Raw genomic sequence first — 15,360 nt, 5'->3', positions numbered from 1 at the left:
TAAATTATTTCCATAATCTTAGGCAAAACAGTTCGTATGTAGATATGGATGAAATGTGCTAATGTGGCTAGTTTTAGCGTATAATGAAATCACTATATTAAAAAGTTCGTATGGTACACATGGTAGACCATGCCATCCCAAGAAAAACACTTCTCACCGCCCTTGGTTTTGAGTGGTAGAAATGGTTATATTATTTAATTCATTAGCAATATATAATATTAAATTAATAGTAATTCATTTGACAATAAGTATTAAGATAAACTTATAAAAAACAGAATTTAAAATAAATAAAACGTCATGTATCTCTCATATTAAGAGGCTTTTGTTGAGAGTTATTCAAGTCTAAAAAAAATTTTCAAATTGAGGATTGACAAAACCTAAAAACGTGATATCTTGCTTGAAATGGCATCAAGTTACTATAGTGTATGTTAGACGTAACAGTTTCCATTTTTTTCCATTCATAAAGAGGTGACCTTACCCAGAAAAAGTAGACAGAAAGTTAAGACGTTTTTGAAGTAAAATAAAACGTTTTTTCAAAGAGGTGTGGTATGACAAAAAGAAAAGAATATACAGCAGAATTCAAAATTGAAGCTATAAGACTAGTAAAAGAAACAGGTCAATCATCAGCAAAAATAGCAAGAGATTTGGGTATTAGCGGTGATTCATTAAGCAGATGGGTAAAAACATACAATGATAGAATGTCTGGAGTAGATGCGTTTCCAGGAAAAGGGAAAGTAGCTCATTGTGACAAAGAAAAGTTTGATTTAAAGAAAGAGCTGGCAAGAGTAACGAGGGAAAGAGACATTTTAAAAAAAGCCCTGGGATATTTTGCAAACCAAAAAGAGTAAAATATTCTTTTATAAAAGAACATGAAAACTGCTATAAAATACGGGAATTATGCAGATTTTTGAACGTATCTGCTTGTGGTTATTATAAATGGATTACTAAGGAAAAAAACAACAAAAAATCAATAAGAGAAGAGCTCATACAAGATATTCAGAAGGTATATCGAGCATCACAATGCAGATACGGAGCTCCTAAAATTCACGCTGAATTAAAGGCTTTAGGTAAAAATTATAACATCAAAACAGTGCAAAATGTTATGCAGAAAAATGGCATTCAAGCTAAGCTTAGACGAAAGTTTAAAAGTAAAAAACCACAAATAGACAATAGAGTTATAACTCCTAACATATTAAATCAGAATTTCATCGCTGATCAACCTAACAAGATATGGGTAACTGATATTACGTACATAAAAACTAATGAAGGATGGTTATATTTGGCAGCAATAATAGATTTATATTCACGCATGGTGATTGGCTGGTCAATGAGTAATGCAGTAAATAGGCAATTAGTTATAGATGCGTTATTCATGGCTATTGGTAGGCGCAAATCTGCTAAAAATCTACTATTTCATAGCGATCAAGGATCGCAATACACCTCTAAAAATTATCAATTTTTACTAAGTACAAAAAATATTACTTCTAGTATGAGTCACAAAGGTTGTTGTTATGATAATGCTGTTTCAGAGAGCTTTTTTAGTTCACTTAAGAGAGAGTTACTCATTGATACTTCACAACACTCTGCACAACAAGCTAAAACCGCAATATTTGAATATATAGAAATTTTTTATAATAAACAGCGTAGACATTCTACTATTAACTATTGCATTCCTGAGCTTTTTGATTCATCATTCTCATAGCAAAAACGTCTTAACTTTCTGTCTACTTTTTCTGGGTAAGGTCAGGGTCAGAATTATTAAATCTGTACAACGAATTTGAAATAACACCAAAAGTAGTAAATTTTGCCCTTGGAACAGCAACAACTGATGTAAAACGTAAGTGTCTGGAAGTATTGCGGCATATAGAAGATAACCTAAGTGGTGAATATATGACTGGAATTCATGCCTTGGTAAGCCCTGAGTTTTTTGATGCACTAACTTCTCATGCAAAAGTAAAAGAAGCATATGAAAGATGGCAAGAAGGAGCAGCACTTCGAAATGATATGAGGTCAGGGTTTACATTTTGTGGCATAACGTTTGAGGAATATAGAGGGCAAGCAACTGACCCTGAAGGAACGGTTAGAAGATTTATTGAGAAAGATACAGGGCACTGTTTTCCACTAGGAACAGCAAGCACGTTTACAACATATTTTGCACCAGCAGACTTTAATGAGACGGTGAATACTCTCGGACAGCCACTCTATGCAAAACAAGAGCCAAGAAGATTTGATAGAGGGACCGATTTACATACGCAGTCAAATCCTCTACCAATGTGCCACCGCCCGGCCGTTTTGGTCAAGATCGTTGCAGCATAACAATACTGGTAGAGTAACTACAAGGTGGTGAGGCACAGAACGACTCTACCGGTATGCGCTTTCTTAGCATGTAAAGGTTAGTATATCAAAAAGAAATATGCAAGAGAATATTAAGCGATTATTAGAAGATTGTTTTGCCCATTTAGGAGAAGTGGCTTTATATAAATCAAAGGATAAGTCATATATGGTACAGGTGTTAAAGCAAGAGCCAGATAAATTATACGAGATTGGTGAAGGGCAATTTGTAGGAGAAACTTTAGTGTTGGAAATAAGTGCGTTTGATGTACTGCAGCCAATTGTAGGAGATATTTTTGTTATAGGTGACCGTAAATATAAAGTATATTCTCCACCGCTGCAAGATAATTCAGGAATGGTATGGAAAATTCGAGCGTCAGGAGTATAAATGCGTATTAACACCGGTAGTATTATACAAAGTATAGATGCTGAAAGGAAAAAAGTGGAAAAAGTGACGGTGAGTGCATTAAACAAAACAGCAATATGGCTAAAATCAAAAGCAGCTAAGGAAATTAGTGAGGAAAAGAGAATAAAATTAAGTTTGATAAGAAAGAGATTAAGAATTTTTAAAGCAAAAACAAGCAGATTAGAAGTGTTAATTAGAGCAAATCTCTACGACATTAGAGCATCGACAATTGGCAAAATACAAAAAACAAGAAGAGGATCGAAAGTAGGAAAGCATGAGTTTATAGGAGGATTTGCAGCAGTTATGCCAAAAGGAAATAGCGGTATGTTTAAACGTGAAGGAAGGGCAGCATTGCCAATAAAGGAAGTTAAGTTGCCACTCGAACCTGAGGCTTCAAGGATAATAGGGAATCTTGTTAATTATGAAGTTGAAAAGGTATTTGAAAAATATTTTATACATTACATGAGTTAAATTATATGCATGACAAAGTTCTGGAAAGATTTACATAAAGCAATTTGCAGCACACTGAAGGAAGAAATACTGGCTATACAGACATGTGAAATTTATCCAGCAATAAGGAAAGAATTAGTAGCGCCAGCGGTGTTTGTAGAACTAACAAGTTTAGAACCAGGTAAAGATGCAGGTACTGATGAATTAGCATTGAAAGCCAGGTTTGAGGCGAGGATTGTAGTTGATGGAACAGTAGAGGATTCCTCGGTAGTTGTTAGAACATTAGCTGCTGAGGTTGCGAGAGTAGTAAATAAAAATACTTGGAATGTGGAAAATGTTTCACCAGGAGAATTTATCTCTGCGGAAATTGACGGATTTAGGCCAGAGCTCGATGCATATTTAGTGTGGATGGTTGATTGGAGTCATCAGCTTCATTTAGGTAAATCAGTATGGGAAGAGGGGAAAATTAAACCACATACAATAAACGTAGGAAATATAAATGTTGGATCATAGTTTTGCGATTTCAGAGCTGAATAGGAAGCTAGCAAACGTTATTCGTATAGGAATTGTAAAAGAAATAGATTATGAAAAAGCAAAAGTAAGAGTGAAAATAGGAGAATTTTTAACAGATTATTTACCGTGGATAACAAGTAAAGCAGGAAAAGATAGAGATTGGTCTCCGCCAGATATTGATGAACAGGTTATGATATTTTCTCCTCTTGGTGAACTATCATTAGGAGTGGTATTAGGAGGAATATATCAGGAAAAATACCCTGCACCAGAGAATAAAAAAGAAATAAATAGTGTGAAGTTTCAAGATGGAACAAGATTGTTATATGATAAGGAAAAACATCATTTAGAGATTGAAGTAGTAGATAAAATAACACTGAAAGCTGGGGAATCGAGCATAGAAATGACAAAAAGTGGAATAAAACTGAAAGCAGAAAGGATCGACTTAAATTGAACAAAGGAATAGTGAGGTTAGGAGACTACTGTGGAGAAGCTATACCACATTTCTGCATTAGCGGAAGTAATAATGTTTTTGTAAACGGTAAGTCAATGTGTAGACAAGGAGACAGTTTTAGTGAAGGAAGAGCATTAACTGAAGGATCAAAAACAGTGTTTGCAAATGGTCTTGGTGTAGGAAGAGTAGGAGATATAGTTTCATGTGGGTTTAAAGTAATAAAAGGCAGTGAAAGCGTCTTTGCAAAATAGAAATGAAGGGTATGGATGCTAAAACAGGAAAAACGTTAGAAGGAATAGAGCACTTAAAGCAGTCGATAATTGATATACTGACCACTCCTATTAACAGTAGAATAATGAGGAGAGATTATGGCTCAAGATTATTTGAATTAGTGGATAAACCAATCAGTAGAGATTTTACTTTGAAGATCTATGCAGCAATAGCAGAAGCACTGGGGAAATTTGAGAAGAGATTTAAGTTAGAAAAAGTAAAGATTGCTGAAGCTAAAGAAGGAAAAATGACTCTTGTACTTGAAGGTATGTATCTTTCAGAAGGCAAGTTCATAAATATTAGTGGAGTAGTTGTTTAGAAATGCAAACATCTAATATTATTGAAAAACTAAGCTATGAGGAAATATTTTCGAGAATGAAAGAAGAGTTAGTAAATCGAGACACAAGTTTTACAGCATTAGTTGAAAGTGATCCAGCGATAAAGATTCTGGAGGTGGCAGCATGGAGAGAGTTATTACTCAGAGAAAGAATAAATGAAGCTGTAAAAAGTAATTTACTAAAATTTGCAACGGGAGAAGATCTTGGTAATTTAGCTGAATTTTATGGAGTAGAGAGAGAAAAAGAAGAAGAGGACGAACGATTTAGAAAAAGAATAAAAGCAAAAATAAAAGGCTGGAGTACAGGAGGAAGTAAAGAGTATTATCGTTATCAGGCACTGTCAGCAGATAGTAGAGTAAAAGATGCATTAGTAGAATCACCTATACCAGGGAAAGTACAAATTTCAATCTTATCAACACAATTATCCACAACTGGCATAGTGTCAGAAGAACTACTAGAAATTGTAAAAAAGCAGGTTACTAGAGATGATATAAGGGTTTTAACAGATACGATAACAGTAATTGGTTGCAATATTACGGAAATAGATATTCACAGCAGAATGAGCATGAGTCCTGTAATATCAGAGGAAGAAATCAAGAAGCAGTTTATTAAGAAGTTTGAATTAGCAAAAAGATTAGGGTGGAGTGTAACAAGATCATGGATAATAGCGAATCTATTTGTAGATGGTGTAGAAAATGTGGAATTGATCGAGCCAAGAGAGGATGTTGTGGTTCTGGGAAATGAATCTGCAAATTTGAAAAATTTAAAGATTGAGTTGAATTAATGTTATTGCCACCAAATGCAACAAAACAGGAAAAAGCGCTAGTAGATGCGATAGATTATAAGGTTGATCCAAGCTGTATTAGAGGATTTAAATTTAGATTGGAAGAAGAAACATTGCCGTGGATAATAGAAGAATATGGTTTAGAAGAAATACTACGCTGGGTAAAAGATAGAAGAAAAGCAGTAGTAGAAGGAGTAAAATTTCAAAGACTGCGAGGAACACCTAAATCACTTTAAATAGCACTCAAGTGGGCAAATATAGAAGACATTACAATCATCGAAGAACCACCCGGTAAACACTTTTTTGAGTTGCAAGTAGGGATAAAAGAGGTACCAAATGACTTCTTCGTAGATGCAGTAGTAGAGCTGGCAAAACTATCACTGCCTGTAAGATCGAGGTTGATGAGGATTTTTAACGATTATTATAATGTGCAGAGATTTATATTGGATGAGAGTTTATTTGGAGATCTTCTTTCTGATTATTCAGGGGTAAAAATAGAAAAAGATGGACCAGTGTTATCATTTGGAAGAGTAAATTTTTTCAGGTCTAGTGGTCCAGTTATTAGGATTATAGAAAACTATCTACGCGATCATTATGAACGAGCTTTAAGCAATGATATATATCGCCTAGATGTAGCAATCCTTGGAGAAACAGAGCCTCACACAAAGAATTATAACGGTATTTATGAAAGAAATCATTTGTGGTACAACTTAAAAGCACTATATCCATTACCACAGAGTTTATTACCATCGATTAAATTTGCAAAAGCGCAGATAGTATTATCAGACAGTTGGGATTTAGGAGACATAAATACGTGCTTTCCAGTTAGTAGCGTAGAAGAAAGAGGAAATAAATTTGTATTGGGAAGCGATAAACTTTCAGGGCAATATTGGAATTTAAAACACAAGCCAATTTTAGAAAGATTTAGCGTTACTCACAACTATAAAGTAGAAAATTATACAGATCAGAAGGTCAGAAAATATGTTTTAGCAGAACACAACGTTTACTATAAAAACGATTTAGATTCAGAGCAAAAAGACTCAATACACGAATTAGAAAAGCACATTTTAGTATTTTACCCGGGAGTACTGAAGTGGCACGAACATCGACATTTGCACAGAAGTTGGAAAGATAGTCGAATAATATCTCTAATAAGTTAAGCACTTATATTTAGATCCTCATATATTATATTAATAATAGGTAAAAGTGTATGAAATAAAAAGAAAAGGACTTGCTTTCTCATGCTAAAAAGGACATGACTTGAATAGCAGCAGGTAAATATAAGAAATTTGTCTGGCGCTAGAAAAGCTAATTTTGTGAGGTATGAAATGAGTTTTAGCAAGAGTAAGTTTTTTAAAGAAGTATCAAGTAACGGGTTTAAAAACATTAATAAAAGAAATGAAGAAGGAGAGACGATCTTGCATCAAGCAGTAGAAATCTCCGATTACACAACAGTGAGGTTATTAATAAAAAAAGGGGCAGAGGTAAATGCAAGAGATAAAAATGGTTATACACCACTACACTGTGCAGTATTTGCAAAAAGCTTAGAAAATGTAAAAGTGCTGCTAAGGGAAGGAGCAGAAGTAAATGCCACTCAATATGTCAGTGGATGTACGCCATTGCACTCTGCATGCAAAATAGGAGGAGCAGGAGTTGAAATAATAAAAGAGCTAGTAAAAGCGGGAGCTGAAGTTAATCAACTGAATAAATATGGTGCAACACCAATGTATTACATCTGGGAAAGTGAAAAGTATTCTCTGTGTGATAGCAAAGAAAGTGAAAAGGCGAGTAAATTTCTGAGAGAAAAAGGAGGAGTAACAAAAAGTAGAGAACTGACGTGCTATGGAATAGAGGGGCTAGTGGGAGAAATAGCAGACATGTTGAATGGGAGCTATATGCCGGAGCTAAAAATAATAGAGATAGGAGAAATAAGGAAGAGAGACAAATCGCTAATAAAGGAAGAATGTAAAAATTTAGCAAGCAAGATAATGAGCCAAGTGAACGAAATGATAGATGAGGTAGCGAAAAGGAAGGTTTAAAAGAGGGATTTAAATTTAAAGAAAAGGTGAGGTGGATTATGTTAAAGCTTGGCAAATTTAATAAATCAGCAAAAGAATTATTAGAGAACTCATTTAAAAGTATTTATGCAAGAGACAGAACAGCTCTGCATTATGCAGTAGACGCAAAAACAGTGAAGTTATTAGTTGAAAAAGGAGTGAATGTGAATGCAGCAGATGTGAAAGGATACACAGCACTGCACCTAGCGGTAACGGAGAAACGTCTAGAAATCGTGAGGGAATTGATAAAATCAGGAGCAGACGTAAATGCTGAGGAATATGGAAATAAATGCATACCTCTACACCTTGCGTGCATGGTAGGTGAAAAAGAAATAGTGGAGGAGCTGGTAAAAGCTGGAGGAGAAATAGAACAAGAGGATGAATTTGGAATGACAGCGATGGATTATGCGAAAAATAGCAAAGAAATAGCCGAGGTATTAAAGAAAGAAACAGAGAAAATGGAAAGTTTGTTAAAAAAATAAGAGTCGTATCAGAAAGCGCAACAGCAGTTGGTAAAGGAAGGGCTAGACCAAATTTGAAGGCTGTAGCTGATAAAAGTTGGTCTTTTTCATAAGAGTAAATGGATTGATGGAAAAAAGGAGTGGTAAGGCTCCTTGCACTACAAAAACATTTGCAGGAGAAACTATGAGAAAAAGAACATTAACTTGCCGATACGAGCCAGATGAATTAGCGGAACAACATCTAGCAGACGCCTATGAGCTGTTACTAAGGTATGCGGTAAAAAGAAACAATGAAAAGGAGATAAAGAAAAATGATAACAGTGGCCTTATATGCAAGAGTTTCATCGAAGAGTCAAGCGCAGAACAATACAATAGAGAGTCAAATTGCCGAGCTCAAGCATAGAATTGCTGCAGATAAGCATGAGTTATTGAATGAGTATGAATTTAAGGATGATGGGCTTAGTGGGTGGAGTTTAGAACGTGAAGGTTTAGATGCATTACGTGATAAAGTAGGAGAAGATCAAATTGATAAAATTTATATTCATTCACCTGACCGACTATCAAGAAAATCTGCACATCAAATGATACTACTTGATGAATTTGAAAAAGCAGGAGTAGAAGTAATATTCTTAAATCATAAGACTGAAAATAATCCAGAGTCTAAATTGTTATTGGGAATGCAAGGATTAGTGGCAGAATATGAGTGTACAAAGATTATGGAACGTAGTCGTAGGGGAAAACTCCATAGAGCAAAAAAAGGCTGTGTAAGTGTAATTGGCATTGCACCTTTTGGTTATAATCGTATAAAGCATGTAGATAGAGAAAAGACAAAGTTTGAAATAAATGAAGAGGAAGCAAAAATAGTAAAGCAGATATTCATGTGGGTAGGGCAAGAGAGAATAAGTATAAGGGAAGTGATACGTAGACTAAGAGATAAGTCAATTAGAACAAGAACTGGAAAGAAGGTGTGGTGTCCAATAATAATTTGGAAGGTGTTAAGAAATCCAGCATATAAAGGACAAGCAGCGTTTGGTAAATTAAAGAGGGTTGAAAAAAGAGAAAGAAATAAACAAAAGATTTCTATCTGTCGCACAGATGAGGACAGCTGGATTTATATACCAGTACCAAAAATAGTTGATGAAGGGTGATTTAATAAAGTACAAAAGCAACTGGATGAAAATAGAAAAAGAGCAAGGATGCAGAGAGAGGGAGGAAAAAAGAAATACCTATTACAAGGTCTAGTTGTGTGTCAAAACTGTGGATATGCGTATAGTGGTGCACAATGTGGAGTTGAGGGAAAAAAGTTTAGCTATTATCGCTGTAGTAGTACTATACGTATTACTGATGGTAGGGAGAAGTGTACTAATAAATTGGTCCGTACAGATATGTTAGAAACAGCTATATGGGAAAAGGTGAAAAATTTACTAAAAAACCCAGAGATAATAAAAAATGAGTATCACCGTAGAATTGCAGAAAATAAAAATGATGAATCATCAGATAAGAAGCTTGCAAGAAGAGAAAATCAAATAAAACAAGGCATCGAAAAGTTAATGGAAGACTATTATAGTCAAGAAAATGTAGGAGATAAAGGATATATAAGTGAGGAAGAATTTAAACAGACGATGAAAAGAATGAGGGAACGCTTAAGAGGTATAGAAGAAGAGAAGAAAAAGGTAGTTGATCAAAAAGCGATAGAGAAGGGAATGAACCTTATCATCAACAGTATAAAGAGTCTTTATTCCAGTGTAAAATCTAATTTGGAACAGCTAGATTGGCAAACTAAGCGTGGCATCATTAAAGCATTAGTAGAACGAATTCAGATTGGTTATGACCAGGTAGAAGTGGCGTTTAGAATAGAAGAACCAGCACAGGATGGAGAGATTTTTAATTTGCAACATTGTACTGGACGTCATAAGACTGAAGGTATTTTATTAGGGAATGTTCAAAAAAGTGTGTCAAACCGAGAAATAAAAATAAAATAGAAACAAAAAATAGAGGTTTGATATATGAGTTACAAAATAGAAAATGGAACGACTGGCCTGGTAGATTACAAAGAGCTGGAAGCAAATATACTGTCATCAATAAGGGAAGGTAAACCATTGATGGGGAGAGATGGAGCATTAACACCATTTGTAAAAAGGCTGCTGGAAGCAAGTCTAGAAGGTGAAATAGAGCATCATTTATCCAATGAAAGAGAAGAAAAGAATCGAAGAAACGGAAAGAATGGCAAAACTTTGAAGACGAGTATTTGAACTATTGACACCAAGAGATAGAGAGGGAAGTTTCGAACCACAGATAGTGAAAAAAAGGCAAACAAGCTTACATCCAGAACTTGAAACAAAGGTCTTGAACATGTTTGCAAGCGGTGTGGGATACAGGGATATAGCATCCTATGTGGAAGAAATCTATGACCATAAAATATCTGCAGCAGAGATATCTGGAATTACAGATAAATTACTGCCTATAATCAATGAATGGAGGAGTCGTCCCCTACAATCAGTATACCCGATAGTATTTATGGATGGGATGTTTTTTAAGGTCAAAGAGAATGGACATTGCATAAGTAAATGCATGTACAATATATTAGGAATAGACCAAAATGGCAGAAAAGAAGTACTGGGTTTTTACTTAGCAGAAAGTGAGGGAGCTAACTTCTGGCTAGGCGTATTAAATGACTTAAAAGAGAGAGGAGTAGAAGACATTTTGATAGCTTGTGTTGACGGTCTGAAAAGCTTCCCTACAGCTATAAATAGCGTATTTCCCAATGCTGAGGTACAGTTATGCATTGTGCACCAAATAAGAAATTCACTAAAATACGTATCCAGCAAAGATATAAAAGTTTTTATGAATGATTTGAAAAAAATATACCGTGCTACAAGTAGAGAAATCGCCGAAAATTATTTACTTGAACTGGAGGAAAAATGGGGTGAAAAATATCCTTTAGTCATAAAATCGTGGCAAAACAATTGGGAAAATTTGTCTAGTTATTTTAAGTATTCTGGCCCTGTTAGAAGGCTAATTTATACCACCAATCCAATTGAGGGGTTGCACAGACAAATCAGAAAATTTACTAAAACCAAAGGTTCATTTACCAGTACAAATGCCTTGTACAAATTGGTATATTGTGCTATAAAAAAGATAGAGCAAAAATGGGCTATGGCTTTGCCTAATTGGGCTCTAACTATATCTCAACTTGATATCTTTTTTCCTGATAGGTTAAAAATTGAGTTGAACTAAAAATTCGCTTTGACACACTTTTTTGAACATTCCCTTTTATTATCTTCAATCTGTGCAGATTAAACGACAAAAGTATTATACAGTTGGCGTCTTATTTTTAATTTTTTGCACTATGTGCACCTTATGTCTTCACAATATTTCTAGGTTTTTACCTACATAAGCTGAAACGAGCTTATAAAACGTTTAAGACAGTATAGAACGCCAATTTTCAGGATTAGAGAGTAACAACTAGCTAACGTGAGAGATCTTTTGCCTGGTTGGAAAAATGTAGGCGACTTTGGAAAAATTGCGAGCGTAAACTTAATACTAGCCTACAAATTTGCTTTTACTTCTTTCCTCCTCAAAAGATTATGAACAGGTTCTAAGAGATAAGAAATATAAACCAAAAAGCCATTGGATGACAAAGTTAATGCTTTTTTAGTTTTAATGGTTTATATTTTATTTCTATAACAGTAAAGGAATATTAAAATGGGAGATGTTTTTTCGATGTCAATGGAATCTTCTAAAGACAATAAAGATAGAAATGAACAATTTCTCATGCAAGTAGCTGCTTGGTTGGTTGATAACACTAGCTTAACTTTTGATCAAATAGCACAATGTTGCAAGTTATCCCTTGAAAAAGTACAAGACATAGCTGATGAGGAAATAGAAGTTGAAAAGTATGACCCTATTATTTCTGAAATAATTACTGAAAAAGAAATCGATAATTGCAAAAAAAATCCAAATCGTGTACCAAATTTGATTATAAAAAATATGAAAAAAAGGGCAAAGACGATTAGCTTTCTTGCCTTTGCTTCCACAGCAAGGCGTAGAGATAAACCTAATGCGATTTATTATTTGGTAAAAAAATTTCCTATCTTGAACAATAATGTGATAGCTAAGCTAGTTAGTACAACAAATTACACAGTTGAGCAGGTAAGAGATGGATCTCATCATAACATACTCAATATCAAACCTCAAGATCCTGTACTACTTGGTTTATGTAGCCAGGAAAATTTAGAAGCGGAAGTAGAAAAAGCGAAAGTAGAAGAAGAGAAGAAACAAAGATTAAAAAATATAAATAATAGCTATTGATGATTCTCAAATTCTTGTACTTTGTTAATATTAAATTGACTTGACTTGTTAGTTTTTATCAGTATAATGTAAGTAAAGTATCTAGTTTAATAATAATTAAGTCTAAATACGCACTAAAAACTAGCTCAGCCTAATTTATTGTTTTATACTCACATTTTAGGTTAGTAAGCATCAATTAAAATTTTTGGAGGATTATGACAACAATCAATGAAGATGTCTTAGCAAAAGGAGAGGTTGTAGGTCAACCTGAAAAAAGCGAACAAATTCATAATGCTGACGCAGTAAAACAAATGACCAGTGAAGGTGCTGAAAAAAACAAGAAAACGTTGGACCTGAGCGAACTGAAAGAGAAAACAGCAGAAGAATTGTTAGAGCTAGCTGAAGAAAGAAAAATTTCAACTAGTGGTAAAGGCAATGGCAGGATGCTAAAACAGGAAATGATATTCAGTTTAATGAAGAAAATGAGTGAAGAAGGAGGCATAACCACAGGAAGTGGAGTAGTGGAAATATTGCCTGATGGTTTTGGTTTCTTACGTTCATCAAGTGCAAATTATGCTCCAAGTACCGATGATGTTTATATTTCCAATGGCCAAATAAAGAAGTTTAATTTACGTACAGGAGATATGGCATGTGGAGAAATAAGGCCACCTGGTGATAAGGAAAGATATTTTACTTTAACTAAGGTTCAAAGTATAAACTCTACTGAAATCAGTGAATTAAGAAAGTACGTCCATTTTGATAATTTGCTCCCGCTTTATCCTGAAAAAAGCCTCATCCTTGAAAACAACAGTAGCGGAGATAATAAAAAAGATATAAACATGCGTGCTGTAGATATAGTTACACCTCTTGGAAAAGGACAAAGAGCATTGATAGTTGCTCCACCTCGTACAGGAAAAACGATATTGCTTCAGCAAATGGCTCACTCTATAGCTACAAATCATCCTGAAATAGAACTAATAGTATTACTTATAGATGAAAGACCCGAAGAGGTGACAGATATGATACGCTCTGTAAAGGGTGAAGTGGTAAGCTCTACATTTGATGAACCTGCCTACCGTCATGTCCAACTTGCTGAAATAGTAATAGAAAAAGCTAAAAGAATGGTTGAACACAAAAAAGATGTAGTGATTTTGCTTGATTCTATAACTCGCCTTGCACGTGCTTATAATGCAGTCATTCCTTCGTCTGGAAAGGTTCTAACCGGTGGTGTAGATTCAAATGCGCTGCAAAGACCAAAACGCTTTTTTGGAGCAGCTCGTAATATTGAAAATGGTGGTTCTTTGACAATCATCGCTACAGCCCTTATAGAAACTGGTTCAAAAATGGATGATGTTATTTTTGAAGAGTTTAAAGGCACAGGTAATGCTGAAATTATACTAGATAGAAAACTTGCTGATAAACGTATATTCCCTGCTATTGATATTACAAAATCCGGAACAAGGAAGGAAGAGCTATTAGTTGATAAGGCCATACTAAATAAAATATGGGTATTGCGTAGGATACTTAACCCTATGGGATCTGTTGAAGCAATGGAGTTTTTACGTGACAAATTACTTTTAACAAAGAGCAATGCTGACTTTTTTAACTCCATGAATCACTAAAAGTAAGCCAATTCTGATGGAGCAAAAAAGCAAAGCTCTCTTATAGCTAAAATAATTTGGATTTATCAAAATATATTAAGCTGGCAATCTACCTTAAGTTGCTATTCCAACTTATAGCAGGGAATGTTCAAAAAAGTGTGTCAAAGCGAATTTTTAGTTCAACTCAATTTTTAACCTATCAGGAAAAAAGATATCAAGTTGAGATATAGTTAGAGCCCAATTAGGCAAAGCCATAGCCCATTTTTGCTCTATCTTTTTTATAGCACAATATACCAATTTGTACAAGGCATTTGTACTGGTAAATGAACCTTTGGTTTTAGTAAATTTTCTGATTTGTCTGTGCAACCCCTCAATTGGATTGGTGGTATAAATTAGCCTTCTAACAGGGCCAGAATACTTAAAATAACTAGACAAATTTTCCCAATTGTTTTGCCACGATTTTATGACTAAAGGATATTTTTCACCCCATTTTTCCTCCAGTTCAAGTAAATAATTTTCGGCGATTTCTCTACTTGTAGCACGGTATATTTTTTTCAAATCATTCATAAAAACTTTTATATCTTTGCTGGATACGTATTTTAGTGAATTTCTTATTTGGTGCACAATGCATAACTGTACCTCAGCATTGGGAAATACGCTATTTATAGCTGTAGGGAAGCTTTTCAGACCGTCAACACAAGCTATCAAAATGTCTTCTACTCCTCTCTCTTTTAAGTCATTTAATACGCCTAGCCAGAAGTTAGCTCCCTCACTTTCTGCTAAGTAAAAACCCAGTACTTCTTTTCTGCCATTTTGGTCTATTCCTAATATATTGTACATGCATTTACTTATGCAATGTCCATTCTCTTTGACCTTAAAAAACATCCCATCCATAAATACTATCGGGTATACTGATTGTAGGGGACGACTCCTCCATTCATTGATTATAGGCAGTAATTTATCTGTAATTCCAGATATCTCTGCTGCAGATATTTTATGGTCATAGATTTCTTCCACATAGGATGCTATATCCCTGTATCCCACACCGCTTGCAAACATGTTCAAGACCTTTGTTTCAAGTTCTGGATGTAAGCTTGTTTGCCTTTTTTTCACTATCTGTGGTTCGAAACTTCCCTCTCTATCTCTTGGTGTCAATAGTTCAAATACTCGTCTTCAAAGTTTTGCCATTCTTTCCGTTTCTTCGATTCTTTTCTTCTCTTTCATTGGATAAATGATGCTCTATTTCACCTTCTAGACTTGCTTCCAGCAGCCTTTTTACAAATGGTGTTAATGCTCCATCTCTCCCCATCAATGGTTTACCTTCCCTTATTGATGACAGTATATTTGCTTCCAGCTCTTTGTAATCTACCAGGCCAGTCGTTCCATTTTCTATTTTGTAACTCATATA

Annotated in this window: 14 protein-coding genes and 6 pseudogenes; 19 read left to right on the top strand and 1 reads right to left on the bottom strand. The window is 34.7% G+C overall.

What is annotated here, in order from left to right:
• Positions 1-548 precede the first annotated feature (548 nt).
• The 19 genes and pseudogenes from ACQH21_RS06000 (at position 549) to rho (ending at position 13,973) form a co-directional block, all read left to right on the top strand.
• Positions 549-1,702: pseudogene (locus ACQH21_RS06000) on the top strand (IS3 family transposase).
• A gap of 44 nt (positions 1,703-1,746) precedes the next feature.
• Positions 1,747-2,316 (top strand): annotated as a pseudogene (locus tag ACQH21_RS05995) (major capsid protein); the annotation flags it as partial.
• A gap of 97 nt (positions 2,317-2,413) precedes the next feature.
• Entirely contained in the window at positions 2,414-2,719 is a 306-nt protein-coding gene (locus tag ACQH21_RS05990) for a head-tail joining protein (protein ID WP_015588264.1), read from the top strand.
• Entirely contained in the window at positions 2,720-3,208 is a 489-nt protein-coding gene (locus tag ACQH21_RS05985) for a phage tail protein (RefSeq protein WP_019236396.1), read from the top strand.
• Positions 3,209-3,217: 9 nt separating this feature from the next.
• Positions 3,218-3,700 carry a hypothetical protein gene (locus ACQH21_RS05980; RefSeq protein ID WP_015588266.1) on the top strand — a complete coding sequence of 161 codons (483 nt, stop codon included), beginning with the start codon at positions 3,218-3,220 and terminating at the stop codon, positions 3,698-3,700.
• Positions 3,687-4,151: a phage baseplate assembly protein V gene (locus tag ACQH21_RS05975; RefSeq protein ID WP_015588267.1), complete on the top strand. Its 465-nt coding sequence runs from the start codon at positions 3,687-3,689 to the stop codon at positions 4,149-4,151. Before ACQH21_RS05980 ends, ACQH21_RS05975 begins: the two co-directional genes overlap by 14 nt.
• Entirely contained in the window at positions 4,148-4,402 is a 255-nt protein-coding gene (locus ACQH21_RS05970; RefSeq protein ID WP_015588268.1) for a PAAR domain-containing protein, read from the top strand. The genes ACQH21_RS05975 and ACQH21_RS05970 overlap by 4 nt, the downstream gene beginning before the upstream one ends.
• 2 nt (positions 4,403-4,404) lie before the next feature.
• A complete protein-coding gene (locus ACQH21_RS05965; RefSeq protein ID WP_425384081.1) occupies positions 4,405-4,740 on the top strand; it encodes a GPW/gp25 family protein in 336 nt (111 codons plus the stop codon).
• A 2-nt stretch (positions 4,741-4,742) separates the two neighbouring features.
• Positions 4,743-5,543 (top strand): baseplate assembly protein, encoded by an 801-nt coding sequence (locus ACQH21_RS05960; RefSeq protein WP_108784551.1) that lies wholly within the window; start codon positions 4,743-4,745, stop codon positions 5,541-5,543.
• Positions 5,543-6,703: pseudogene (locus ACQH21_RS05955) on the top strand (phage tail protein). The gene ACQH21_RS05960 and the pseudogene ACQH21_RS05955 overlap by 1 nt, the downstream one beginning before the upstream one ends.
• A gap of 168 nt (positions 6,704-6,871) precedes the next feature.
• Positions 6,872-7,582, top strand: a complete 711-nt coding sequence (locus ACQH21_RS05950) for an ankyrin repeat domain-containing protein (RefSeq protein WP_425384080.1) — start codon at positions 6,872-6,874, stop codon at positions 7,580-7,582.
• 38 nt (positions 7,583-7,620) lie between these two features.
• Positions 7,621-8,082, top strand: a complete 462-nt coding sequence (locus ACQH21_RS05945; RefSeq protein WP_425384079.1) for an ankyrin repeat domain-containing protein — start codon at positions 7,621-7,623, stop codon at positions 8,080-8,082.
• Between the two features lie 76 nt (positions 8,083-8,158).
• Entirely contained in the window at positions 8,159-8,464 is a 306-nt protein-coding gene (locus tag ACQH21_RS05940; RefSeq protein ID WP_264730491.1) for a hypothetical protein, read from the top strand.
• A complete protein-coding gene (locus ACQH21_RS05935; RefSeq protein WP_425384078.1) occupies positions 8,373-9,209 on the top strand; it encodes a recombinase family protein in 837 nt (278 codons plus the stop codon). Before ACQH21_RS05940 ends, ACQH21_RS05935 begins: the two co-directional genes overlap by 92 nt.
• A 48-nt stretch (positions 9,210-9,257) precedes the next feature.
• Positions 9,258-10,043, top strand: a complete 786-nt coding sequence (locus ACQH21_RS05930) for a zinc ribbon domain-containing protein (protein WP_425384077.1) — start codon at positions 9,258-9,260, stop codon at positions 10,041-10,043.
• Between the two features lie 24 nt (positions 10,044-10,067).
• Positions 10,068-11,298: pseudogene (locus ACQH21_RS05925) on the top strand (IS256 family transposase).
• 239 nt (positions 11,299-11,537) lie between these two features.
• Positions 11,538-11,652: pseudogene (locus ACQH21_RS05920) on the top strand (IS5/IS1182 family transposase); the annotation flags it as partial.
• A 114-nt stretch (positions 11,653-11,766) separates the two neighbouring features.
• The gene (locus tag ACQH21_RS05915; RefSeq protein WP_064086031.1) at positions 11,767-12,372 is read left to right on the top strand and encodes a cell cycle transcriptional regulator TrcR; all 606 of its coding nucleotides are present in this window, start codon (positions 11,767-11,769) and stop codon (positions 12,370-12,372) included.
• A 194-nt stretch (positions 12,373-12,566) separates the two neighbouring features.
• Positions 12,567-13,973, top strand: a complete 1,407-nt coding sequence (rho, locus tag ACQH21_RS05910) for a transcription termination factor Rho (protein WP_010402274.1) — start codon at positions 12,567-12,569, stop codon at positions 13,971-13,973.
• Between the two features lie 153 nt (positions 13,974-14,126).
• On the opposite strand, the pseudogene ACQH21_RS05905 reads toward rho, so the two are convergent.
• Positions 14,127-15,357, bottom strand: a pseudogene (locus ACQH21_RS05905) (IS256 family transposase).
• Positions 15,358-15,360: the final 3 nt, after the last annotated feature.

The sequence above is a fragment of the Wolbachia endosymbiont (group B) of Eupithecia inturbata genome (genome assembly GCF_964030915.1).
In the GTDB taxonomy this organism is placed as follows: Bacteria; Pseudomonadota; Alphaproteobacteria; order Rickettsiales; family Anaplasmataceae; genus Wolbachia.
The sequence above is the reverse complement of the archived record's forward strand: the minus strand, read 5'-3'. Positions and strand labels throughout refer to the sequence as shown.